We start from the raw sequence: 24,038 nt of genomic DNA on the forward strand, positions 1-24,038 counted from the left end.
CTCCTCTATTTTATTTGCTGATTGATACCGTACCAAATGACATCCACACGGTTTGATAAGGAGGCTACATCTTGAAAGACCCAGCCGCAGGCATCGCGCCATTTGCGATCTTGTGCCTCCATCGGAACAATTCCTTTGGAAATATCTGATCCGATTACAATACAGTTGTGATCATCCTTTTCCTTCTCCCATATTCGCCAGTCAGCCATGATTTCCTTCCACCGTTTTCGAATCGACTCTGCATCCATCTTTTCTGCATCTTGTTGGATCCATGCATCCAAGCCATGCAATACCACTGTATTACCTTGAAAATCCGTCATAGTCGGCTGTTCTTTTTGATAACCGGATAGCCAAAGAGTCTCACTTTCCAACCCATAAAAATGCTTTACCCATTTTGTTTTCCCATTATAGGCGCCGCCTGTAACAAAGTGCAACGTTCACCCCTCCTTAAGCTGTTCCGGTCCTCCCAAATCAGCTCATATCCCATGCCGTGGGAAATTCCCCAATCAAAAAAAGACTTTTCCATAGGTGCATAGCGGACAAGTAATTCACGTACTACACCCCCATGAGTCATTAATACATATTGGCTTTCCTCACCGGAAATCAATTGGCTCCAGCCATTTTGAACACGTTTGGAAAATGCCGGATAGCTTTCACCCCCAGGCACCATTGCCTCCATAGGACGCTCTAGCCATTTTTGATAATCGCCATCAGTCTTCAACTCTTCATAAGTTCGCCCTTCCCAACTGCCGAAGTTCATTTCACGGAACGCAGGGTGTTTTATCGGAACAACATCTGGAAACAACAGTCTTGCGGTTTCAATACAACGAGGCAAATCACTCGTGTGAATCTTTTCATACTGTGGGTAAGAGCCCCTTAAGTCTAGAATTTCCTTTTCTCCTTTCAGACTTAATGGAGAATCTGTCCAGCCTAAATAGGATCTTCGCTCATTTGCTTCTGTCAGCCCATGGCGAAGTAGTGTAATAGCCACAGAATCAGCCATAACCAAAGCTCAACTCCTTCCACGGATGCACCCAATACATCCCCCGTTATCCCACCGAACCAACTAACGATTTTCCGCTTTATATACAATAGGAAGAGTAGAGCAGCCAGACACATGATAAAAAATAAAGTGACCAGCTTGAAATCGATGCTCCATGCAACCGCAAAACTCACAATAAAATACAACCAATAAATAGATAAACTGTTTTTCCTTACTGCACTTTGAAAGAAAGCACCAAGTCCCTCTTTTTTTGCCAGTGGCATCCGGCTAAGTAAATAGCCCATCACACATTTACTTAAAAGTGGAAGACTAATAATTAAAAAGTATGTCCACTCATTGACTCTATCGACGATTTCATAAATAAATATAAACCGGGCAGCCAAAAGTACGATGACGGAGATGACACCGAATGCGCCTGTCCTGGAATCCTTCATGATTTCTAAACGCCTCTCTTTATCCTGATAGGAAAAGAAGGCATCACTTGCATCAATCCAACCATCTAGGTGCAAACCGCCTGTTAATGCCATCGTTAAAAACCAAACCACAAACGCAATCGAAAGGGATGACAATGGGGTCCACTCTACTAACGCGTATAAAACACCTCCCAATATCAAGCCTAGGAAAAGCCCGACTAAAGGAAAGGTTTGAATCGCACGGTGGATATATTTCTTATCCATCGGTAGCTGTTTCTTTATTGGGAACACGGTAAAGAACTGCAGGTTAATCAAGAATCCAATCCATCCGTTCATTCCTGCATGCACCCTTTCATCAATAACGGAATCCCTGATTCAACAAGATAAGCCTCATCTGCCTGTTCGACGACTGCTTGATGAAGCAGGCCAAGTATTTTTCCGTATATATGGAGGAACTCATTTTGAAAAATCGGCTCCTGTACCACTTCGTTGCTTACGATTATCAAACAGCTGGCTTGTTTTCTTATCTCATTAATTCCGCTGATTATTTTTGTGAAAACACTATGTAAAAACTCCTTTTCAAGCGGTATATTGGGGCTGAATAATTCATTATCGAGTAGGGTTGTCAGGCAATCGAGTAGGATTATTGAATCTTGATTTAGGTCTGCACCTATCCGTGTAATGTTCGTCGAGTATTCCCAAGTCCTCCAAGCAATTGGACTACTTTTGCGATCCCTTTGGTGCCGGCGGATGCGTTCTTCCATTTCAGCATCACTGACTCGGCCACAAGCGAGGTAATGCAAGTTCCCACTCAATTGGATTGCATATTCTATTGCCTTTTTTTCTGCAAAACGGCTTTTACCGCTCCGGACACCACCGGTTATAAAACAGAGCCTAGATTTCTCCACTGTCTTACCCCCTCCATCAGCATGGCATTATCACGCTCACTCTTCACTGCGAACCGGAGCCACATTCCATCTAGCCCTGGAAAATTATACGTATGACGTGGTACGATGCCCTTTTTTAATAAAAAAGGCAAAAGGGATAAGGATTCATCTTTCACTAAATAAAAATTGACCGTGCTATTTGAGACAATCAACTCATGCTCTTCATAAAACCGGAAAAGTTTCTGCTTTTGTAATTGAATATACGCTCTCGTTTTTTCTATATATTCTTCTTCAGCAAGGCAGATTTTCCCGACTTCTAATGCCACATGATTGACGCTCCAATGCGATTTATAGGTTTTTGCCTGATTTATGATATCTGGTGCCGCCAGCAAATAACCCAACCTCAAGCCTGGAATTGCAAAAATTTTCGTCATTGATCGTAGAATCAGTAAATGAGGGAATTGCGTAATTAAAGAAGCATAAGTAAAGGCGTTTTCCGTAAAATCATAAAAAGCCTCATCCAAAACAACCAGACAATTTGCTTTTCCGCATTCTTTGATTAATTCCCTAACTGCTTCTTGCTTAAATGAAATCCCTGTCGGATTATTAGGCGTACATAAAAAAATCGCGTCATATTCAGGTAATTGAGGAATCAATCGATCAAGATCTAGTTGCCACTCAGGTGCATCAAGTTGATGAAAGTCTACCTCGCATTCGGCTGCTAAACAAGCTTCTGCATATTCCGCAAATGCAGGCTGAATGATTAAGACCTTTTTATTGGCTAACCTGTTCGCTACCAACATTATTATTTCCGCACCACCGTTACCTACCAAAACGGATTGCTCAGGAAGCGCTTCTTTTTTTGCAATTAATTTTGTCAATTCAACGGCATGCGGATCTGGGTAATTTAAGATTCCTTCGAAGAATTCGGGCCACCGTTCCTTTATACGTAAAGGAGGACCCAATGGGTTGATATTAGCACTAAAATCGAGAACCGATTCAGGCATTTCGATTTCCAGCGCTTCGTAAAGATAATGCGGATTAGAGCCATGAGAAGGTAATGCCAAGAGTAAGTCCCCCTAACCAAAGCATCAGTAAAAATATAAAAGATGTCCGATGCATGATGGTAATCGTTTTTTGTATATGTATTGCTTCTAATGGAACAAGCGGAACGCCCATCCTGGCACGGTCAGAAACTACTCCTTTGTACATATTCCGCCCGCCAAGCTGTACACCCAAAATTGCAGCAACGCCTGCTTCACACCACCCACTATTCGGGCTTGGGTGCTTTTTCGCATCATTGAACAAAATCTTCCATCTAGCCCCCAAGCTATGATAGCTAGATTTCGAGCTTAGCAGCATCAAGAAACCGGTGAGGCGACTAGGAATCCAGTTCACGATATCATCGAGCTTAGCTGAAGCCCAGCCAAATTGTCCATATTTATCATTTTTGTAACCAACCATTGAATCGCAGGTATTAATTGCCCTGTACATCATCGCGAGTGGAGCACCGCCAATTGCTGCCCAAAACAGTGGAGCCGTAACTCCATCACTCGTATTTTCAGCTACGGTTTCTACAGTGCCTCTGACTATTTCGGATTCATCAAGATCAGCAGTATCACGACCGACAATATAGGAAAGCTTTAGCCTCGCTTCAGGAAAAGCTTGTTCATTCAGTGGATGACACACATCCATTCCTGCCTGCTTTAAGCCCTTCTGAGCAATCGTCGTAGAAATAACAACACCTTCCCATAAAATTCCCGCAAGCGGATGGATAAGATAAGCAAAATAGACAGTTAGACCTGTTGCCAATAACACCAGTGTTAAAACAATTACCAGCATGAAGAGGCCATTTCGTTTTTTATGTGTACCTCTATTGAATGAATGATCTAACTTGCTTATCAACGTTCCTATCCATTTAACGGGATGTGGCCAATTTGGTGGATCACCTATTAATAGATCAAAGAAAAAAGCCAGTGTAACAGCAAAAAGGTGATGGTAAATCATAGTTCCTCAATCCGTTTCCGATTTTTCTTTATTGCTTCTACGGTACAATCATATACACCGCGACTGATCAACTTCCCTAGCGGAGTAATGGTGCCTGCATATTGAAGTGCCTTCCCTCTTTGGGTTGCGGCAATCAAAATACTGTCTGTCGATGTTCCTGTCGCCACTGTATTTGTCACCTTATCCAAAACACGCAAATCATGAAGCGCTTTTACTTTTGCCTCGGTCGCGGTGACAATGCTGTGGATAAAGGCCTCTTCTGCCAAGTGCCCATTTACAAAGATCCATGTATTTATGGTTCCTGGAGTGGAAATCCAAGAATGTTGGTCAGCTAAAGAGGCGTCGATGGCATTCCCTACTCCAGCCGTCACGATGATAAAAACCGAGAAATCATCATCTCTTAAAAACTTGAAGGCCACCGTATCGAGAAAGACAGCTGTCATCATTCCGACCGTTTCCTGCGGTTCAAAACCGTGTGTTTTTAAAAAGTCAGCCATTTCAGCAAAATGATCCTCGTAATTATAATCACGATGGACATGCCTATTCACGAAATGTTGATGCCAGCCCGTTCCTGAACCGGTCACACCAGAAGACATCGTTCTAAGCGGAATTGGTGAATTCAATTGAATTATTTCGTTGCCAACCGTCAAATAGGTTTCATCAATTTCCAAAGGTGCGAAATCACAGACATGCTTTTCCGGGACAATGAACATTTGCGGCTTCGGAAGGGCAGGATGCGGATGTTTTTCAATCGTCGTCCGGTATACCTCCTGAATCCGTTCCTGTTGGAGCACTTCATTCGGCACATTAATGACTTTAATTTGTCCTTTTTCAAGCAACATCAGCCGATCACAGTACAAGCCGGCCAAATTCAAGTCATGGAAGATTGAGATAACTGTTAACTCCAGCTCCTTGGCCATTTTCCTCATTAAATCAAGAAGCTCCTTTTGATAGGAAAGATCCAAGTGGTTCGTTGGTTCATCTAAAAAAAGAATTTCCGGTTCTTGGGCAAGTGCTTGTGCCAGTAAGACCCGCTGTCTCTCACCGCCTGATAATCGTTCAAAATGAAGATCCTGAAAATCCGCGACTCCCGTTTGCTTCATCACACGTTGGACAATCACCTCATCCTCAGAAGTCCAACTATGAAACCAGCCTGTTTGGTGAGCATAACGGCCAAGAGAAACAGTCTCTTTTACCGTATAAGAAAAGGCTAATGAGGAATGTTGAGGCAACACGGCTATAACTTGTGCAAGTTGTTTGGCCGAATACTCCTTCAAGTCTCTTCCCCTTATTCGTATGCTTCCTACCTTATAATCGAGAACCCCGCTAAGCATACTTAATAGCGTCGTTTTTCCGCTGCCATTTGGACCGAGAATCCCAAATAATTCCCCTTTATGTACGTCAAAAGAGACAGAGTCCAAAACAGCTTTATTGCCATATCCACCTGTTAACCCTTTAACTTCAAGCATGAATTCTACCCTTCTCTCCGTCTCTTTAATAAAATCAGGGCAAATGCCGGGGCCCCGATAAGTGAGGTAATTACACCAATCGGCAGTTCCGAAGGCGCAATGATCGTCCTTGCTACAAGGTCAGCCAAAATTAAAAATCCGCTTCCTACGAGCAAAGATAACGGCAACAAATGCTTATGATCTGGCCCCCAAATCCTACGAACCAAATGAGGAATAACCAATCCTACAAAGCCAATCGTTCCCGAAACAGCAACGGCTGCCCCAGTTAATATCGAACCAGCTATCAGAATCCACATTTTTCTCCGCTGAACATTCACACCCAAATGCTTTGCACGATCTTCCCCAAACGTCATCGCATTCAATTCTTGGGTATTCATAATCAAGATCAACGAACCAATGATAAAAAACGGCAAAATAATCGCGATATAATTCCAGCCGCGCATTGAAACGCTTCCCATCAGCCATCCGATGATTTGTCTTAATTCCTCGCCCGTCAACGCAATCATTAATGAGATGAAGGCACTTAAAAACGAGCTGAAAATGATTCCGGTTAAAATAATTGTTTCTACTTTCATCGATCGATCCATTTTTCTCGCAAAAGTTAGCACACAGAAAATCGTAAGCAATGAAAACATAATACTTAACGTCGGTAGGGTATATAAACCGATCAACGGCAATGATATATTCAAAAACAATGTCAATACAGCGCCTACTGATGCTCCTGATGAAATCCCTAATGTGTAGGGGTCAGCAAGCGGGTTCCTGAGCAGTCCCTGAAAGGCTGCCCCGGCAATCGCAAGCGAAGCCCCAACCAAACCTGCAAGTAATACACGTGGCAGGCGGATGTTCATTACGATATTCGTCAGCATCACATCTGGCTCAACTGAGATTGGTAAATGAAAAAATTCCTTGCCGATAATTTGTATAAGCGCGGGAATCGGTACTGACACCGAACCAAAGGAAATGCCAATCGTCATTGCGAAAAGCAAAAACAATAACGCAATCAAATAAGCAAACGCCCACTTAGTTGTCAAATAGGTTCGGATAGACTGATTTGGCAAGTTCCTCTACTCCCTCTATTAAGCGTGGACCAGAACGGGTCACTAAGTCAGAATGGACATCAAAGACTTGACCATCCTTAACAGCAGCTACATCTTCCCATCCTTTTCGGCCCGTCACTTCACTGACTGGATCTTTTGTATAATAACCATATGTTGTAATAATGACATCCGGATTTGCAGCAATCATAGACTCTTCATCAATTTTCGCCCACCCGTCCAATTCGGCTGCTGCATTTTCCGCTGAAATTATGTTAAGCATTTCATTCATGAATGTATTTTTTCCAGGTGTATAAATATCCGGTGATGGCGAAACCTCTACTAGAACGGTTTTTCTTTCCTCATCCTTAACGGATTTAGCTTTTTCCTGAATTTCCTTCAGTTTCGTTTTCATATTCGCAACGATTTCTTTTGCCTTATCATGTTCTCCCGTTGCCTGTCCAATCATATCAATAGACTCATACACTTCGTCAAAGCTTTGTGCATCATTGACTACAAGGACATCTATTCCAGCATCCTTAAGCTGCTGCAATCCCTCATTCGAATTATGGGCACTGGATGCATGAGCAAGAACAAGATCAGGCTTTAAGGAAACGATTAACTCCGTGTTCATTTCCATTCCGCCAACTTTTTCAATTTCTTTCGTTTCTTCCGGGTAATTATCATTGTCGGATACACCAACAACCTTTTTACCCAAACCAAGTGCAAAGACCACTTCTGTATTACTTGGTATCAATGTAACAATTTTCTTTGGTTGTTCTTCTATCGTTACTTTTTCACCCGTTGCATCTTTTATCGTAATCGGGAAAGCTTGGTTTTCAGTATGATTCGTTTGTTGCTTTTCTTTCGTTCCTTCTTTTGATGTATCATTGCAACCAACCATCATACCTGCAGTTAGTAACATCACTAGAATCAGACCATAGATTTTCTTCATTTTACATCCCTCACAATCTTTTAATTCAATTTCCGACCACCTAAAGAAAACGCACCCTGAAGTGAAGAGGCGAATTTCAAAACAAAAGCATCTCCCGTCAAACGGAAGATGCTTGTATGGCAACAATATAATTACGGACTCAGAAGGTCTGCCACACACCTTCCCATCCGCGTAGGTTACAGGTGTACGAATCTTGGCAGGTCTCCTGGCTAATGGTCATCGTCAACGGCACCTTCCCATATCTCACATACAGTGGTACACAACCGCTAACTCCCATTTACAGTGGCGGGACCGCGTTGGTATTTCACCAACTTCCCTTTTAAGTCATTAAGACACCAAATCGTTCATATGTATATAATTTTCACTGCTTTTCATTATACACTATGTAAGAAATGATTATTATATGATTTTTCAGACTGATTCCGAAATACCTTGTCTTCAATTAATAACGTGATGCATTTTCAATCAGCGCTGCAAACCCATCGACTGACAATCCGGGTGAAATCCGAACTCGGTGCAGTGCATGCATCCCTTGGTCCCTTGAAGCTCCACCAGCTTCGGTGGTTACTGCCATCTTGTATCCAGCTTCTTCTGACAACCTAAGGCTCTCCTCGTTATACCGTCCAACAGGATATGAAAGTACTGTCGTGTCCTGTTGGAGAATACGATCGAATAAATCCTTTGACTGGACCATTTCAGCTTCCTGCTGCCCTACCGTCATACGGTTAAGCTCAAGATGGTTGATAGTATGACTTTCAATAGAAATCCCATTCTCGCTCATCTCCACCATTTGTTCTTCCGTCAGGTGATGACTTTTTTCAATAGATTTCCCGATCATAAAAACAGTTGCTTTCATATTATATTCTTTTAATATAGGAAAAGCCTCCGTGTAATTATCTGTATAGCCATCATCAAAAGTAAGCCAGACACACTTTTCACTTGGCATCCGATTTTCCGTTAAAACAAGAAATGCTTCCCTAGGGGATAATGTATAGTAATCATTCTCCCGAAGCCAGTTCATTTGTGATTGAAATTCCTCTCTTGGTACCCGAAGGTTATTACCTTCAGAAATGCTATGATACATCAATATTGGAAGTTGAACCGTGGACTCGGCTCTTATCCAGTTTCTCGTATCGATTTGTTCAGGATATAATCTGTCCTCCGAATTCTGCCCGGCGTCATTCTCCGCTGCTGCAACCACTTCAATGTTATCTTCCGCAATCGGTGCAGCAGTCTTTGTACCTATATTCTCTAAAACCCCTTGTGAACATGCAGGCAAAATTAAAATTCCCAGCAATGCTACCATCAATAAAACTCTGTATTTTCCCACTATCATTCTCCTAATTTTTTCTAGCATAATAGTACCAGAAAACTAGTAAATAATAAAGTATTCCATTTAGCGCAAAAAAAGGCAACCCGGTGGCTACCCTTTTTTCTGGATTAAAAACTAGTAAATCGACAAGTACTTTGATCACGCGGAATGCCTAAATCTTTCGGCACCATCGTTTCAATCAAAAAGTTCTCATCTTCTTCATAAATAATCTTCTTCATTTCAATTCCGAAGTATTCCTTCATCCGGGATTCTGTCATGACTTCCTGGACTTCCCCGTAAACGACCGGCTTTTGTTTTGCTGTCATTAACACATGGTCAGCAAGGAAAAACGCATGGTTTGGGTAATGCGTGTTTATGATACAAGAGATTTTCTTTTCTTGTGACAAACGCTTTAATGTCTGTAAAATCACAACCTGCTTTTGAACATCAAGATGGGATTCCGGTTCATCGAGAATGAGCACTTCCGGGTCTGATACCAGCGTACGTGCAATCAATGCTAGTTGCAGCTCACCACCACTGACTGTATTGCAGGACTTCCCAGCAAGATGGCCAATCCCTACAGTTTCCAGGGCTAGGTGAGCGGCTTCACGGTCCTTCACGGAAGGCTGGGCAAGCGCACTGATGTATGGGGCTCTTCCCATAATTACCAATTCTTCGAGTGTAAAACCAAATACCATTTTATGCGCCTGCGGAACATAGCCAATCCGTTTCCAGACTGTTTTGCGTGAAAGCGAAGGAAGCGGCTTTCCATCAATGAGCGTTTGACCTTTTTTCCAGTCCAGAAGACCTGTGATGCATTTTAACATCGTTGTCTTTCCTGCACCGTTTGGTCCTAGTATCGCCATTATCTCTCCGTCATTCAGCGAAAAGTTAATGTCTGTTTGGTAAAGGTAAGGAACTTCTTCTTTTTTCCGAGCATAAAAGTAATTTCCTCCCTGCACCTCGATTCTCATGACCAGCCACCTCCTGTTTTTCTAAGCAATATTGCGAAAAATGGTGCACCTATAATTGCCGTCAAGATTGAGAGTGGAATTTCTGTAGCCGTTACCGAGCGGGCCAGATTATCAATCAACAATAAATAGGCTCCACCGATTGAAAGAGATACTGGTAAGACTAGTTGATTGTTATTACCAACTAGCATTCTTGCAACGTGAGGAATAATTAACCCAACCCAACCAATGATACCGCCTATCGCAACTGAAGCAGCAGTAATAAGTGTTGCGCCAAAAATAACTGTCCACTTCAAACGTGTTACTGGAATACCAAGTGATTTAGCTTCATCCTCAGGCAACGTCAATAAATTTATTCTCCAACGAAGGGAATATAGAATCAGAATGCCCACAAGGATAATCGGTCCCCCGATATACAAGTCCTTATATGTTGCCGTACCAAGACTCCCCATCAGCCAGTAAGTAATCGCTGGCAGTTTTGCTTCCGGGTCAGCGACGAATTTTATCAAGGAAATCAACGCCTGGAATAATGCCGATGTAACAACACCAGCCAGAACGAGCATGAAAACAGGTGAATCTTTTTTTCCGCTAATCACGAAGGTAAAGACGATTGCCGCTAGGCCGAAACCAAGTGCCATCACTTGTGTAGCGAAGCCATGACCTAGTAATAGAATCCCAAGGGAAGCGCCAAACCCGGCACCAGCCGAAACCCCAAGGATATCCGGACTAACCAACGGGTTGCCAAACATACCTTGGAATGAGGCACCTGCGATTGAAAGACCAGCACCTATTAACAAGGCAAGCAAAATACGCGGCAGGCGTATTTGCAGGACCACTGTTTCTTCCATCTGCGTCCAAGTATGGTCAATTGGAAAAAAAGTTGATAGTAATATCTTGATTTGAGTCCCTAAATCCATTCCGTAACGTCCAATGCTTAGAGACAAAATAACCATGGCGATTGGTAAAATCCAGAACAGGAGCGTTTTCCATTTTTTCATATTCATTCCCTACTTTACTGTTTTGCAGCATCAGAAGAAGGGTGCAGAATATTCTCTACTTGTTCTTCCGTTACATCGTAATCATAGAATTCTGAATAATAGTCTGTGATTTCTCTCTTCATATCATAGTCAAATAGTTCAGGATGATTTTTCTGTGCCATCCACTCCAACATAAGCGGCGCATCCCCACTTGGCGGGAACCACCTGTAAATACCCAAAGGAATTTTATAAACATTTCCTGCTTGCACAGCCTTTACCTGACTCCAGTCTTGACCTTCAAATACATTGTTTGTTAGGTCTTCAGGTTGTGTAGTTGAAAAGTTTGTAATGTAAATAATATCGGGATTCCACTTATAAATTTGCTCCATATTCACTTCTTTTGTTCCGGTAACTTCTTCTGCCGTAACGTCGTAAGCTCCTGTTGCGTTTAGCCATTGATTACTAAAGAAGTTTTTACCGCCAACCATAATGCTTTTATCGCTGTGTTGGTAAAGTATTAATGCTCTTGGCTTATCTTTCTCTTTGATACCATCCAATTTTTCATCCAACTCAGCTTGGACCTTTTTGCCTTTTTCCAAGAACATGTCCGTTCTCTCAGTTGTTCCAGTAATGTCACTCGTCACTTTCAACCAACTGTTAAAGGTCGCTAATGGTTCAGCTGCCGCTACATCAATAGCACTTAAGGCCACCACAGAAACGCCTGCATCCTCTAATTTATCAATAGATTTTTGATTCTGTGAGTTTTCAAAATAAAGCTGCGGATTGATTTTCATTAATTCTTCTACGTTCACTTCACCATTTTTAATAAACGACGTATCCGCTTTTAAAATATCCGGCGACATGTCAGCAAGGATGGAATTCTCCGCCGCATTATAAGCATTCGGATGTAATCCAACAACCTCCTTTGTTGAGTTTGTAGCTACATACCATGTAGAAAAGTATGGAAGAATACCACCAACAGCTATGCGCTCCACTTTACCTGGTACAGTTACGTCACGGCCAAGCTGATCTTGAATGACTTTCTCCTCAGCCGTCGTTTGTTTTTCAGCTGTATCTCCTTTTGTTTCTTCCGCTGTATTGCCGCAGCCTGTAATCAAGGCTGCCACCACAGTTGTTGCCGCTAACATTGTCCATTTTTTCTTCATGATGTTCTCTCCCGTACTTCTTTTTTAAGCCATTTCGCCATCCCATGTAAAAATGGTTTGGATTGATCTATGAACCCTAATCCGATATGAAAGATTGGATCTAGTGTAGTAATAACTAATTCTCCGTTATATGACACGTCATCTATATAAATAATTGAGCGGCCGTCCGGTGTATCCACTAGTGATTTTGCACCTTCCGGAACTTTGAACGTTCCATGATAATGCCATTTCATATCTGACAGACATACATACTGATACAACGGATGATCTATATTATTAGCTGTTAACGGCAGGTCTCCGTGCTCTTTCACCCACCAACTAAAATTCACTTCTGAATTCTCCCAATATACTCCCTGAAGCCAATTGTCCAGTACTTCGCCGAAAACGACTAATCGCTTTCCTTCCTGAAGGAATTTAATGAAATATGATTGGTAACGTTTTAAAAGTAGTAGCGACATCCGATCATTAACAATTAGCGTGTCATATTGACTTAAATCATAGGTATGTAGCTGCCGAATTTGGAGCACATCGTCATACATATAAGCGAATTCTTCCATTTGAAAGAAGCGATGATGAAAGCTGTAACCGTTATCTAAAATTGCTACTTTCATTTCTGTTCCTCCTTGTTTGCTTCATATTCTTGACGAATCCAATTTAGCATCTGAGTGCTTAAAACGCGTGAACTATTTTCTTCAATACCGAAACGGTAAAGGTCTGTGCCAGCTCCAGCAACAATCGTGCCACCCGTCGTTTTCCGATCGATATAAATGATCGCTTTCCCATCTTGATCCTCAACAATGACTTCCGAATGTTCAGGAGCCTCTAAGTATCCTCTTGAGAAAAAGCCCCGAACTCCTTTTTTATGATTCAAATCATAAGGATCAATTCCATAGAACATTGGATGCACGGGCTCGGTAAGACGGATTTCACGGTCTCGCAAGGAAATAGGAGATCGCTTCCAATTCTCACAACCAGGTAGCCAAGGAAGGAAATTTTCAGCTTGTGAAAAAATGACGCCACCATCATTTAAATAGTCTTCAAGGATGTTTTTATGATCAAGTAAGAAGGCCTCTTCTACAAAATTCGTGATCAGGATCCCCGCATATGCAGATAAATCAGCGTATGGAATATCATATAATTGCAGAAATACTAACCCTCTTTTGTAGTCAATCTCCTGAAGCCTTGTAAATTGAATATCCGTACTTATATATGCAATAGGTTTCATAACTCACTCACTTTTCTTATATTAATATAATATATTCATTTGGTAATAATTGAAAAACCGCCACTCTTCTAATGTCTATTACCAATTTTATTTTATTGAAATAGAGTATTTACTATGGGTTCAGTATAGTTGATAATGATTATCAATGTCAATGAATATATTATGAATCTTCAGGAAACATAGTCTCTCCTTGCTTTAATAAATGGCTTGCTTCCCCTACTGAACTCAAGCAAGTTTCTTATATTAGACACCATCATTACCAAACTTTCTCCGACTATTAACACTGAACACCATCACTTGTTAAGCTATTATGATGAATATTTTCATAAGTATAAGCTATTAACTTGAAAAGTTTGCCTATAAGAAATATAATGAATAGGTCGTTGAACTTTTTTATATGTCCCAGTAGCTCAGTAGGATAGAGCGACAGCCTCCTAAGCTGTAGGTCGTAGGTTCGATTCCTATCTGGGACGCTAATTAGAAACAGCCAAAACCTTTTGTAAAATTGGTTTTGGCTGTTTTTTCGTTTACACATAAATCAAAAAAGTTTAAATCTAATAGTCTATGAATTTTTCATATTTTTAAGAAAATAAATGTTTTAACCTGTCCCATCCGGGTATACAAATACTGTAAGACATTCTCACCAAAGGAGATGATGTGCACGATGAGTACAATCAGAAGCCAATGGAACAAAGAGAATGACGCAGCGGTGTTTAGTCCCGGTGATCAGCGTTAGAGTTAATTGAAAAGTTAGATGATAATCAAGAAGGGAATTACTGGTCTTCTCACCCAAAGGAGGATACTGATTATGAGTATTTACAGCCTATGGAATCCAGAGAATGATGAAGCAATTTTCAGTCCGGGTGATCAGAAGCCATTCAGTACGCTTACACCATTAGATTCGGATAAACACACAAATGACTAACACTTGAATATGATATACACGGCACCGTACTGAATGAGATTTAATTGAAGTAGCGACATATAGAAAAGGATGGAGCATTCGCCCCATCCTTTTCTGCTGTTAATTGTTCATTCAAATAAATTTTGCGACTTCATTCAGCGGCAATCTTGTTGTCTGGAAAGAAGGTCCTGCCGACTTTCCTATCGCTATTAAGACAATAGGAACATAACGTTCAGGCACATCGAACTTTTCAATGAATTGCTGATTGTTAAATCCACCCATCGTAACGGGGTCATAGCCCTTGGATTTAGCAATCAACATAAGTTGCATCGAAACAAGCCCTGCATCAAAGTTAGCAATGCTTTCTCGAGTTTCCTTAGGAGCATGAGGGTACGTGTTCATTGTATTGCTAACCATACGTTTACGTGTTGCCTGATCCATAAATCCAGCTTCCACATTCATACCATAAATTTTGTCTACGTTTTTATACATTTCTGTATCCCCTAAAACGGCAATGACAGCAGAGGATGTTTCAACAGATTCTTGATTATTGGCAATCTGGCGTAATTCCTTTTTTATATTCTGATCCTCGATAACAATAAAGCGCCAAGCTTGGAGATTACTTGAAGAAGGTGCTTGGGTAGCTTCATCAAGAATATTGCCTGCGAAATAATTGTCCAAAACTTTCTGCCAAAAAAAGAAGAAGTCCTTCAACTTTTAGCCTACGGCAAACAGTTGAAGGACTCTTTTCTTTTATTTATCAAATTTCAGTTTAGCTAGAGCATCTGCCAAGGCAGTATTGATCGGCTCTTCTTTATTTTGCTTTTTCATATAATTGGAGACTTCATTTTTTGATACTTTTTGATTTTTGTTTTGCCCTCTTCGTTTATTGTAAGAAGAAAGTTTTTCGTGAAAGCCACATTTACAAGTGAATGTCTGCGCTTCTCCTTGACCGCGCATTTCCATCTTTTTGTGACACTGTGGACATCTGGCATTTGTTACACGTGAAACGCCTTTTTTGTAGCCACATTCGCGGTCTTGACAGACTAACATTTTCCCCTTTTTACTATTTACTTCAAGCATCAGCTTGCCGCAATCCGGACATTTGGTACCAGAAACATTATCATGCTTGAATTTTTGATCACTATTTTTGATTTCATGAACGATATTTTTGGCATAGGTACGCATATCGCCGATGAAAGCTTGTTTTGGCAGCTTTCCTTTTGCGATGGCCGTTAGCTTTTGTTCCCATTGTGCTGTTAATGCCGGAGAACGTAAGTCTTCAGGAGCCAACTCGAGGAGCTGCTTCCCTTTCGACGTAACATGAAGGCCCTTTCCTCTCTTTTCAATCAGAAAGCTGTTGAACAATTTTTCAATAACGTCAGCCCGGGTCGCAACGGTACCAATCCCACCTGTTTCTCCTAAAGTCCTGATGAGTTCTTTGCTTTCCCCAGCCATGAACCGAGCAGGGTTTTCCATTGCTGATAGTAATGAACCTTCATTGAATGGCTCAGGTGGTTTGGTTTCTCCATCTGTTTGTTTCACAGTTGAGATGACTAAATTGTCACCTTTTTGAACGGCAGGAAGCAGTTGCTCAACAAGGCCATCCTTAGCCTCTTCTTCATCGAATTGATGGTCATAGACTTCCTTCCAACCTGATTTCAAGACGACCTTCCCTTTAGCAATGAACGTTTCTTGGCCTATCTTAGCGGTGATAGTCGTTTGTTCATATTCAAACGGAGGCATTAATACAGCCAGGAATCTTTTGACAACCAAGTCATATATTTTTGATTCTTTGTCGCTCAGTTTTCCTGGAAGTGGCGTTTGCTCAGTCGGAATGATTGCATGGTGATCTGAAACCTTGCTATCATCCACAAACGATTTATTTGCTTTAATTGGACCACGTAAAATTCTTGATGCATACGGGGCATATGGCTTGATGCTGACAGCCTGTAATCTTTCTTTTAGCGTATCAACCAAATCCGTTGATAAGAAGCGTGAATCCGTCCTTGGGTAAGTCAAGACCTTATGGCTTTCATATAAGCGCTGCATGATTGATAACGTCTCTTTCGCCGAATAACCAAATCTCTTATTCGCATCTCGTTGAAGTTCTGTTAAATCATATAAAGAAGGAGCAAAGCTTTTCTTATGGGCTTTGTTCACTTCCACCACTTCCGCCTTTTTGTCTTTCACATCAGCAAGAACCTTTTCTGCCTTCGCTTTATCAAATGTGCGGACATCTTTTGATTGAGCATCCTGCCAAACGAGTCGCAACTTGGACTCTGCTGTTGCCGAAACACCATAATATTTCTTAGGCTGGAATTGTTTGATTTCCTCTTCTCTTTTGGCAATCATCGCAAGCGTTGGCGTTTGAACCCGACCGCAGGATAGCTGGGCATTATGCTTGGTTGTGAGCGCCCGTGTTGCATTCATGCCTACGATCCAATCTGCTTCCGCTCTAGCTACCGCAGAGGCGAATAGGTTTTCATACTCTTTTCCCTCTTTGAGCTTTTTAAAGCCATCTTTAATAGCTTTATCCGTTACAGAGGAGATCCAAAGCCGCTTGATGGGCTTCTTCACATTCGCTTTCTCGAGAATCCAGCGTGCAACAAGTTCTCCTTCACGACCTGCATCAGTCGCAATGATGACATCCTTGACATCATTACGGTTCAATTGCGTTTTAACCGATTGAAATTGCTTGCCTGATTGTTTGATCACGACTAATTTTAAGGAAGGAGGCAGCATAGGCAGGTCCTCAAGACGCCACGTTTTATATTTTTCATCATAAGTTTCCGGGTCGGCATGGGTCACCAAATGACCGAGTGCCCAAGTAACGATATACTGATCGCCTTCAAAAAAGCCATTACCCTTTCTTCCGCAATTCAGCACTTTTGCTATATCTCTTCCGACCGATGGTTTCTCGGCCAGTACGACTGTTTTACTCATAATAACATCCTTTCCCTTTTAAACTGCTTCCCTCATTATCTCATACAATTTATGCAGGAGCGATAAAGTACAAAGACATAACACGCAAAAAACATGATTCCCAATACTGTTTCATGTTCATTATTAAGAAACAATTATTCCTCAACCACTGTTTGCCTGAAGATTCGTAACCCGTTTTTCGATTGGTCAAGAGTCAGTAGTCAGTAGTTATAAGCCAATCTATATAAGTTTTCGAACATGACCCTTTCACTCACTCCGTTTAATAGAGGGCTCATATGTAAATAAGATTAGATAGCAATCTAGTACAGATTTTAGTATGATGAAACGTAGAGATTTTTTCAAATTAATTGGGAGGTTCAATATAAATGAGCTTACTTTCTATAGATAAATTAGCACACAGCTTTGGTGATCGTACCTTATTCAAGGATGTTTCCTTCCGTCTAATGGCCGGCGAGCATGTAGGTCTAGTCGGGGCAAATGGTGTTGGGAAGTCAACAATGATGAATATCATTACAGGACAACTGATTCACGATGAAGGACGGGTTGAGTGGACACCTGGTGTCGAATACGGCTATCTTGATCAACATACGATTCTTTCAAAAGGTAAATCGATTCGCGACGTCTTAAGGGATGCGTACTTACCGTTATTCGAGCAAGAAAAAGCATTGAATGAAGTAACAGAGAAAATGGGGACAGCTACTCCTGAAGAACTTGAAGAACTTTTAGAACAAATGGGTGAAATCCAGGACAAGCTTGAAGCCGGTGGTTTTTACAATCTAGATATTAAAATTGAAGAGGCAGCACGCGGTTTGGGATTAGATGCAATCGGATTGGACCGTGACGTTTCTGCCCTAAGCGGTGGACAACGGACAAAAGTTTTACTTGCCAAATTACTTTTAGAACAACCTGAAGTACTGCTCCTTGACGAACCGACGAACTACTTGGATGTGGAGCATATCCGCTGGTTGAGCAGCTACTTAAAGGAATACCCTAATGCATTCTTATTAATTTCGCATGATACCGAGTTCATGAACGGGGTCGTCGACGTCATTTTCCATCTCGAATTTTCAAAATTGACTCGTTACACGGCAACTTATGAAAAATTCCTGGAGCTTGCCGAATTGAATAAAAATCAGCACATCAATGCATATGAAAAACAGCGTGAATTCATTAAAAAGCAGGAAGATTTCATTGCTAAAAATAAAGCCCGCTACTCAACGACCGGTCGGGCAAAGAGTCGTCAGAAGCAATTGAACCGCATGGAACGCATCGATCGTCCGGAGACTGCAATGAAACCGACTTTTGACTTCAAAGAATCACGTGCGAGCAGCCGTTATGTATTTGAAGGGGAGGATTTGGAAATTGGCTACGACCGTCCATTGCTTCCAAAGCTATCGATGACCATCGAACGAGGGGAAAAAATTGCCGTAGTCGGCTGTAACGGAGTAGGAAAATCTACGCTGTTAAAAACGATTCTTGGTAAAATTGATCCTCTAAGCGGAAAAAGATCCCTTGGCGATTTCCTTTTCTCTTCTTATTTTGAACAAGAAGTGAAAGCAGGCAACACGACACCAATCGATGAAGTGTGGAATGCATTCCCACATCTCGATCAACCGCAGGTACGAGCCATCCTTGCTCGAGTTGGCTTGAAAAACGAGCACATTACACGTCCAATGAGCCATTTAAGTGGTGGTGAGCAATCGAAGGTCCGCTTGTGTAAGCTCATGCTTACCGAAAGTAACTGGCTGCTTTTTGATGAACCGACGAACCATTTGGATGTTGTCGCGAAAGAAGAACTAAAACGTGCATTAAAAGAGTATAAAGGTACGATTATCCTCGTCTGTCATGAACCTGATTTCTATGAAGATTGGATTACCAAAGTATGGGATGTAGAAGAATGGTCGAACCAAAATTAAATTTTTTTAGAGGGTGTCCGCATAAGACGGGGCACCTTCTTTTTATGTAAAAAAAAGACTGAAATGGTTATAGAATCCCCCTTTCAGTCAGCATCACTTTTTATTATTTTATTTGTTCAAGTTTTGTTTCGCCAATTCGGATCCTAGAAACTTCGCTAATTCAAGCATGCCATATTGGCCTGCTGCTTCCTCAGCGTCATTGTTATAATTCGTATTGGTATTGATGTCATACGTGTAGATTTCACCATTGCTATTACGAATGAATTCAATTCCTGCAATCGAAATTTCATTCGCTTGTAAAAACGCTTCATATTTTTCAATAATCGGATCATGAAAGTCTTGCACAATTTGAAATTTTGGTTTTTCTACTACCTCTTCACCGATCGGGCAGAACAAGTCACCAATTTGGCAGGCATCTGCCGGACAAAGCTCGAAACCTTCGGATGTATCAACCTCTACCGCATACATAAACTTGCCACCCACGAATTCACAACGGGTGATGAATGGCTCCGGCGCTTTTATGTATTCCTGAATTAATGTAATCCCATCAACTGGCTCATCGAATTCTGGACCTTCCACATAATGTTTCAAAGCTTCTACTGAGTGAAATAATTGAACACCGAGTCCCTTACCTGCACGATTATGTTTCGTGATAAACGAAGCGGTATTTAATTTCTCCGCTGCCTTCATGATATTTTCCTTGCCTACAGCTGCGATCGTTTGCGGAGTCTTAATTCCAGACTTTGTCAGTGCCGTATATTGATTGACTTTGCTGACCTCCAAACGAAGCGCTCGTGTCCCATTGAAGACTGTACGATTATGCTGTTCAAGCCACGCTAGCACAGATTCTGTCATTTCAGGCGCAAATCGGTGCCCACGAGTATGTGAGCTTGCACTCATACGGCTATAAAAAACGCCCTCTGGCGGTTCCTCTGTTAAATCCACTACACCCTGATCAAGATGCCATTCTTCATAGGGAAGTTCTAACTCATTCATTCTTTTGGTTAAATGGGCAGTCCATTCCTCATTTTCATGAATGATATAAATTTTACTCATAAAAGGTTCCTCCTAATTGTTTAAAATTTTATGTTTTTATCTGAGGCATAGAGACATCCTTTTTTATATGCGCTAACACTTTTGGCTGCATCCTTACACTCGTTCCGCAACCAAGGTATATGTTTTCGGAAGACCGATATCGTGGATCTTATGGTTTGGTTCTTCCTCAAGCACCTTGATCACAAGCCCTGATTGACCTACTGCCGTTATAAGTTCTCCTATTGTCCATTTACGCTGAACCACTTTTGAAAGGCTCTCTTTTTCTTCATCCGGCATATGCTTGGAAAAAGCGACCTCGTTGTTTTCAATTGCTGGAGCAAAATAGTTGCCTGCTACCTTATGCTTTTTACCATTAGAGGTAATGAGTTTTGTTGAAATCGGGTGGAATTCATGTAAAATGAACCGTCCACCTGGCTTTAAAATCATTTTAATTTTTTCGAATAATGGTTGAAGATCAATTAGGTAGTGAAGCACACCCAGCTCCATTAAAACCAAATCCTGTTTCTCAGATATATGTTCTGATGATAATGACAGCACATCAGAGATGATATATTCAATCGAAACATCGGCCTCTTTTGCCAATTCATTTGCAAAAGTAGCGTTTTCCTGAGAAAAATCAACTACCTTGACATTGGCCCCTATGATGGCCAGGGCAACCGCTTTAACGCCATTTGACCCCATTAAATGAGTGATTTTTTTACCTGTTACATCTCCCATATATTTATAAAATGGATGCAGTCTCCATTTGGGATTTTGTCTGATTTTAGATGCCAGTTCTTTGGGTTTTCCGTAACGATTGACAAGAGCTAAATAATTATTCTGGTTCCATGCCTGTTCATTTTCAGCTGTGAAGCCCCGCTGCTCGGCAGATAAGTAGGCATGAATTTCAGCGCTGTACTTCTTCATTTCCTCGTCGTATAAATAACTGTACAATGACCGGCACCAAATCTCCATTTCTCCAATCTTTATAGACAATCGATAAGGATCTGTTTTAATAGTCATGTTAAACAAACAGCGAACTGTGACTGTAACCCCATCAATCTCCAATAGAAAAGAAGAACTCTCAGGATTTTTTTCAGGCTGCGTAGGGGCGAATTCGGTTAAAAGCTCAAAAACCTCATTAAAGACATCCCATTGCACATCAATGGTGATGTTCTTATACTCATCAACCTCCACTCCTTGCACAAACAGAGCAGATTGACCTGTATATTGATAAGGAATGTTAGATTTATCCAACATTTTCCCAATTAACGTAATTGTATGAAAATAACTTGCTTTCATATTAACCTCCCAATCATTAAAAGAAAGTAACAATTATTCTTCTATAGCAAATTTCAAACCAGTGTTCGTTATAGTAATCAGCTGTTCATCCTGACGATCAATGCCATAAACGAGTAGAGTAACAAGCATATATATTGCTCTGAACCGGGCCAAGCACTCCATCTCCTTATCGATGTCACCATAAATCCCAAAAAATACTTGGCGTGCTTCTTTTGGGAAATAGCTGTATAAAAAGGAAAAATCAATAGCTGGGTTTCCGATATGAACATCTCCCCAATCAATAATTCCAGTGAGAATACCTTTTTTATCGAGTAAAACGTTCCGGATATGAATGTCTCCATGAACGAGTGAGATTGGATGATGAACATTCAATGGTTTGAGCTTTTCAAAAAAATCCTTAACGGCATATGCCTGCTCAGAGTAACCTAGTTTTAATAGAGTTGAGACATTTCCCATTAGCATTTTCTGGCGAAAGGATATATCGAGCCTCATCATTCCATCAGGCTTTACGCCTAATCGCTTCGCTTTTTCAACAGGAAAGCTATGAAGTTCTTTTAAAAAATGGGCAAATCTTTTTGCCGATATAATCTTATTTTCAACTGATTCTTCCACAGGCAAGTATCCCTTTACCATTTTATAACCTGTAAAGGGATATGGATAAATGCTACTTGGTTTTCCAAAAAAAATCGGCTCAGGGATAGCAAGCGGAAAGTTCCCTGCTATCGAGGGCAGAAGTTGATTTTCCACTTGGATTAACGTAACTGCAATAGGGCGTCGAGGGAAACGGAATACATATTGCTCATTAATTTGAATGACCGTGTTATCAAACCCCTCCCCAAGTTGGTTTATCTCTTTCAACTCAATCTCTGGAAACTGCAGCCTGATTAATTTCTCTGCTAGCTCTAAGGAAACTGGATATTCTGCCAACCAAGGCTTTTCCACTTCCATCGCCTCCTTTTACCTGTTTCTTCCTCTATTTGAAAAGCCCCCAGATCCGCCTCTCCTATTACTTGGCCCTTGGGTATTTCCCCCTTTTGCTCCCCGGCTGTCTTCTGGGCGTCCTCCCCTTGAATTCTCACGTTTCGGCCCCTGACTGTTTTCCGTACGACCTCCACGTGGATTCTCACGTTTCGGTCCACGATTATTTTCCGTACGACCTCCGCGTGGTTTCTCTAGCTCTAATTCACGGTTGTCTGCTTGATTAGCAGAACGGTGACTGCCTCGATTAGGCCCTCTTGTATCTATCCGCTCTCTGTGGCGGCGACCTCCTCCTGTACGTGGGCGACGCGTTCCCTCTTCTGAAGATTCTTCATAACGCTTCTTTTTATGACCCGCCTCATCAGGTTGGAACATTTTGACGCCTTCAATTGTTCTTCGTTCAATTTTCATTGAAATTCCTTTTTCGATATCACTTAACAGCTGCAAATCCTTAGTGGCAATAAAGGTTACGGCTAGACCATTCTCACCCGCTCGTCCTGTACGACCAATTCGGTGGATATAACTTTCCGCATCCTCAGGGACATCATAGTTAAATACATGGGTCACTCCTTCTACATCCAGCCCCCGCGCCGCAACGTCCGTTGCCACTAAATATTGGAGCTTTGCATCCCTGAAGTTTTTCATAACACGTTCTCGTTTAGCCTGTGAAAGGTCCCCATGAAGTTCCTCAGAATTAAAACCAGCGGACTTTAGAGCATCATTCAAGACTGAAACACGGCGTTTAGTGCGGCAAAAAATAATGGCTAGGTAAGGCTGTTCTTCTTTTATTATGGTAATTAATGAAGACTGTTTGGCACGATCTGTCGTCTCGATAACAAGTTGGCGGATTTGCTCGACTGTAACTTGATCAGCCTTTACTGCCGCAGTTAATGGTTTATTCATGTAGCGTTTAGCTAGCTGATGAACTTGTTCAGGCATTGTGGCAGAAAAGAGCAATGTCTGCCGTTCTTCTGGAAGCTGCCCCATAATCTCTTCTACTTCCGGTAAAAAGCCAATATGAAGCATTTGGTCAGCTTCATCCAGAACGAGTGTCTGTGTTTGCGATAAATCAATGGTGCCTCTTCGTAAATGATCTAAAAGCCGCCCTGGCGTGGCAACCACGACAGAAATATTTCGTGTCAACTTTTTCATTTGTTGTTCGACATCCTGTCCACCATATACAGCAAGCACCTGCAGCTCCTCAATTTCATTAGCAAACTTTTTCAGTTCCGCTGTGATTTGCAAAGCTAATTCCCTAGTTGGTGTAACAATTAATGATTGGATGTGGGATGCTGTCGGATCTACTTTTTCTAAAATCGGCAACAAAAACGCCAAGGTCTTCCCAGTCCCTGTCTGTGCCTTCGCGATGACGTCCCTTCCCGCAAGAATATCTGGTATGGATTTCTCCTGGATAGGTGTCGGGTTAGAAATTCCTATTTGTTTTAATATCGCGTTAATCGCCGGGCTAACGCCCAAGTCGATGAAATTTGTCATATATAAACCTACTCTCTAAATTTGTCATTCCCTTGTTTTTC

22 protein-coding genes, 1 tRNA gene and 1 riboswitch are annotated in these 24,038 nt (G+C 41.5%); of the genes, 2 read left to right on the forward strand and 21 right to left on the reverse strand.

All coding sequences use genetic code 11. The features are described from left to right. Positions 1-5 precede the first annotated feature (5 nt). From NST21_RS27400 to NST21_RS27470, 15 genes are all read right to left on the reverse strand, one after another. Entirely contained in the window at positions 6-434 is a 429-nt protein-coding gene (locus tag NST21_RS27400; RefSeq protein ID WP_201187565.1) for a bifunctional adenosylcobinamide kinase/adenosylcobinamide-phosphate guanylyltransferase, read from the reverse strand. Then, entirely contained in the window at positions 386-1,003 is a 618-nt protein-coding gene (locus NST21_RS27405; RefSeq protein ID WP_340892350.1) for a histidine phosphatase family protein, read from the reverse strand. Before NST21_RS27405 ends, NST21_RS27400 begins: the two co-directional genes overlap by 49 nt. After that, positions 961-1,752 (reverse strand): adenosylcobinamide-GDP ribazoletransferase, encoded by a 792-nt coding sequence (gene cobS, locus NST21_RS27410; protein ID WP_340892352.1) that lies wholly within the window; start codon positions 1,750-1,752, stop codon positions 961-963. The genes NST21_RS27405 and cobS overlap by 43 nt, the downstream gene beginning before the upstream one ends. Continuing rightward, positions 1,749-2,324 carry a bifunctional adenosylcobinamide kinase/adenosylcobinamide-phosphate guanylyltransferase gene (locus NST21_RS27415; protein WP_056527436.1) on the reverse strand — a complete coding sequence of 192 codons (576 nt, stop codon included), beginning with the start codon at positions 2,322-2,324 and terminating at the stop codon, positions 1,749-1,751. Before NST21_RS27415 ends, cobS begins: the two co-directional genes overlap by 4 nt. Beyond that, positions 2,297-3,370 carry a threonine-phosphate decarboxylase CobD gene (gene cobD, locus NST21_RS27420; RefSeq protein WP_340892353.1) on the reverse strand — a complete coding sequence of 358 codons (1,074 nt, stop codon included), beginning with the start codon at positions 3,368-3,370 and terminating at the stop codon, positions 2,297-2,299. The genes NST21_RS27415 and cobD overlap by 28 nt, the downstream gene beginning before the upstream one ends. Continuing rightward, the gene (cbiB, locus tag NST21_RS27425) at positions 3,345-4,310 is read right to left on the reverse strand and encodes an adenosylcobinamide-phosphate synthase CbiB (RefSeq protein WP_340892354.1); all 966 of its coding nucleotides are present in this window, start codon (positions 4,308-4,310) and stop codon (positions 3,345-3,347) included. Before cbiB ends, cobD begins: the two co-directional genes overlap by 26 nt. Further along, positions 4,307-5,779, reverse strand: a complete 1,473-nt coding sequence (locus NST21_RS27430) for a heme ABC transporter ATP-binding protein (RefSeq protein WP_340892355.1) — start codon at positions 5,777-5,779, stop codon at positions 4,307-4,309. Before NST21_RS27430 ends, cbiB begins: the two co-directional genes overlap by 4 nt. 5 nt (positions 5,780-5,784) lie before the next feature. Then, positions 5,785-6,840, reverse strand: a complete 1,056-nt coding sequence (locus tag NST21_RS27435; RefSeq protein WP_053348400.1) for a FecCD family ABC transporter permease — start codon at positions 6,838-6,840, stop codon at positions 5,785-5,787. Continuing rightward, on the reverse strand, positions 6,803-7,771 hold the full coding sequence (locus NST21_RS27440; protein ID WP_190270538.1) for an ABC transporter substrate-binding protein: 969 nt from the start codon (positions 7,769-7,771) through the stop codon (positions 6,803-6,805). Before NST21_RS27440 ends, NST21_RS27435 begins: the two co-directional genes overlap by 38 nt. 178 nt (positions 7,772-7,949) lie before the next feature. Beyond that, positions 7,950-8,126: riboswitch (cobalamin riboswitch) on the reverse strand. Between the two features lie 87 nt (positions 8,127-8,213). Then, positions 8,214-9,077, reverse strand: a complete 864-nt coding sequence (locus NST21_RS27445; RefSeq protein ID WP_445670611.1) for a polysaccharide deacetylase family protein — start codon at positions 9,075-9,077, stop codon at positions 8,214-8,216. 134 nt (positions 9,078-9,211) lie between these two features. Next, entirely contained in the window at positions 9,212-10,057 is an 846-nt protein-coding gene (locus NST21_RS27450) for an ABC transporter ATP-binding protein (protein WP_340892358.1), read from the reverse strand. Continuing rightward, positions 10,054-11,052, reverse strand: a complete 999-nt coding sequence (locus tag NST21_RS27455) for a FecCD family ABC transporter permease (protein WP_116821221.1) — start codon at positions 11,050-11,052, stop codon at positions 10,054-10,056. Before NST21_RS27455 ends, NST21_RS27450 begins: the two co-directional genes overlap by 4 nt. Positions 11,053-11,066: 14 nt before the next feature. Beyond that, positions 11,067-12,197 (reverse strand): ABC transporter substrate-binding protein, encoded by a 1,131-nt coding sequence (locus NST21_RS27460; protein ID WP_340892360.1) that lies wholly within the window; start codon positions 12,195-12,197, stop codon positions 11,067-11,069. Then, a complete protein-coding gene (locus tag NST21_RS27465) occupies positions 12,194-12,808 on the reverse strand; it encodes a hypothetical protein (protein ID WP_340892361.1) in 615 nt (204 codons plus the stop codon). The genes NST21_RS27460 and NST21_RS27465 overlap by 4 nt, the downstream gene beginning before the upstream one ends. Beyond that, positions 12,805-13,422, reverse strand: coding sequence for a hypothetical protein (locus NST21_RS27470; RefSeq protein ID WP_201222541.1), 618 nt, complete (start codon positions 13,420-13,422; stop codon positions 12,805-12,807). Before NST21_RS27470 ends, NST21_RS27465 begins: the two co-directional genes overlap by 4 nt. 399 nt (positions 13,423-13,821) lie before the next feature. Between NST21_RS27470 and NST21_RS27475 the strand changes: the two genes are divergently transcribed. After that, a tRNA-Arg gene (locus NST21_RS27475) sits at positions 13,822-13,895 on the forward strand. 563 nt (positions 13,896-14,458) lie between these two features. Here NST21_RS27475 and NST21_RS27480 read toward each other — a convergent pair. Then, positions 14,459-15,007 (reverse strand): nitroreductase family protein, encoded by a 549-nt coding sequence (locus tag NST21_RS27480; protein WP_340892363.1) that lies wholly within the window; start codon positions 15,005-15,007, stop codon positions 14,459-14,461. A gap of 72 nt (positions 15,008-15,079) precedes the next feature. Continuing rightward, the gene (locus NST21_RS27485) at positions 15,080-17,272 is read right to left on the reverse strand and encodes a DNA topoisomerase III (protein ID WP_340892364.1); all 2,193 of its coding nucleotides are present in this window, start codon (positions 17,270-17,272) and stop codon (positions 15,080-15,082) included. A gap of 365 nt (positions 17,273-17,637) precedes the next feature. On the opposite strand from NST21_RS27485, the gene NST21_RS27490 reads away from it, so the two are divergent. Next, a complete protein-coding gene (locus NST21_RS27490) occupies positions 17,638-19,188 on the forward strand; it encodes an ABC-F family ATP-binding cassette domain-containing protein (RefSeq protein WP_201187617.1) in 1,551 nt (516 codons plus the stop codon). A 108-nt stretch (positions 19,189-19,296) separates the two neighbouring features. On the opposite strand, the gene NST21_RS27495 is transcribed toward NST21_RS27490, so the two are convergent. From NST21_RS27495 to NST21_RS27510, 4 genes are all read right to left on the reverse strand, one after another. Then, positions 19,297-20,244 carry an ATP-grasp domain-containing protein gene (locus NST21_RS27495; RefSeq protein ID WP_340892365.1) on the reverse strand — a complete coding sequence of 316 codons (948 nt, stop codon included), beginning with the start codon at positions 20,242-20,244 and terminating at the stop codon, positions 19,297-19,299. A gap of 93 nt (positions 20,245-20,337) precedes the next feature. After that, on the reverse strand, positions 20,338-21,525 hold the full coding sequence (locus NST21_RS27500; protein WP_340892366.1) for a class I SAM-dependent methyltransferase: 1,188 nt from the start codon (positions 21,523-21,525) through the stop codon (positions 20,338-20,340). A gap of 33 nt (positions 21,526-21,558) precedes the next feature. Further along, entirely contained in the window at positions 21,559-22,467 is a 909-nt protein-coding gene (locus NST21_RS27505) for a phosphotransferase (protein WP_340892367.1), read from the reverse strand. Positions 22,468-22,482: 15 nt separating this feature from the next. Next, complete coding sequence (locus tag NST21_RS27510; protein WP_340892368.1) at positions 22,483-23,997, reverse strand: DEAD/DEAH box helicase; 1,515 nt, start codon at positions 23,995-23,997, stop codon at positions 22,483-22,485. Between the last annotated feature and the right edge of the window lie 41 nt (positions 23,998-24,038).

This window comes from Peribacillus sp. FSL K6-1552, from assembly GCF_038005205.1.
Classification (GTDB): domain Bacteria; phylum Bacillota; class Bacilli; order Bacillales; family DSM-1321; genus Peribacillus; species Peribacillus butanolivorans.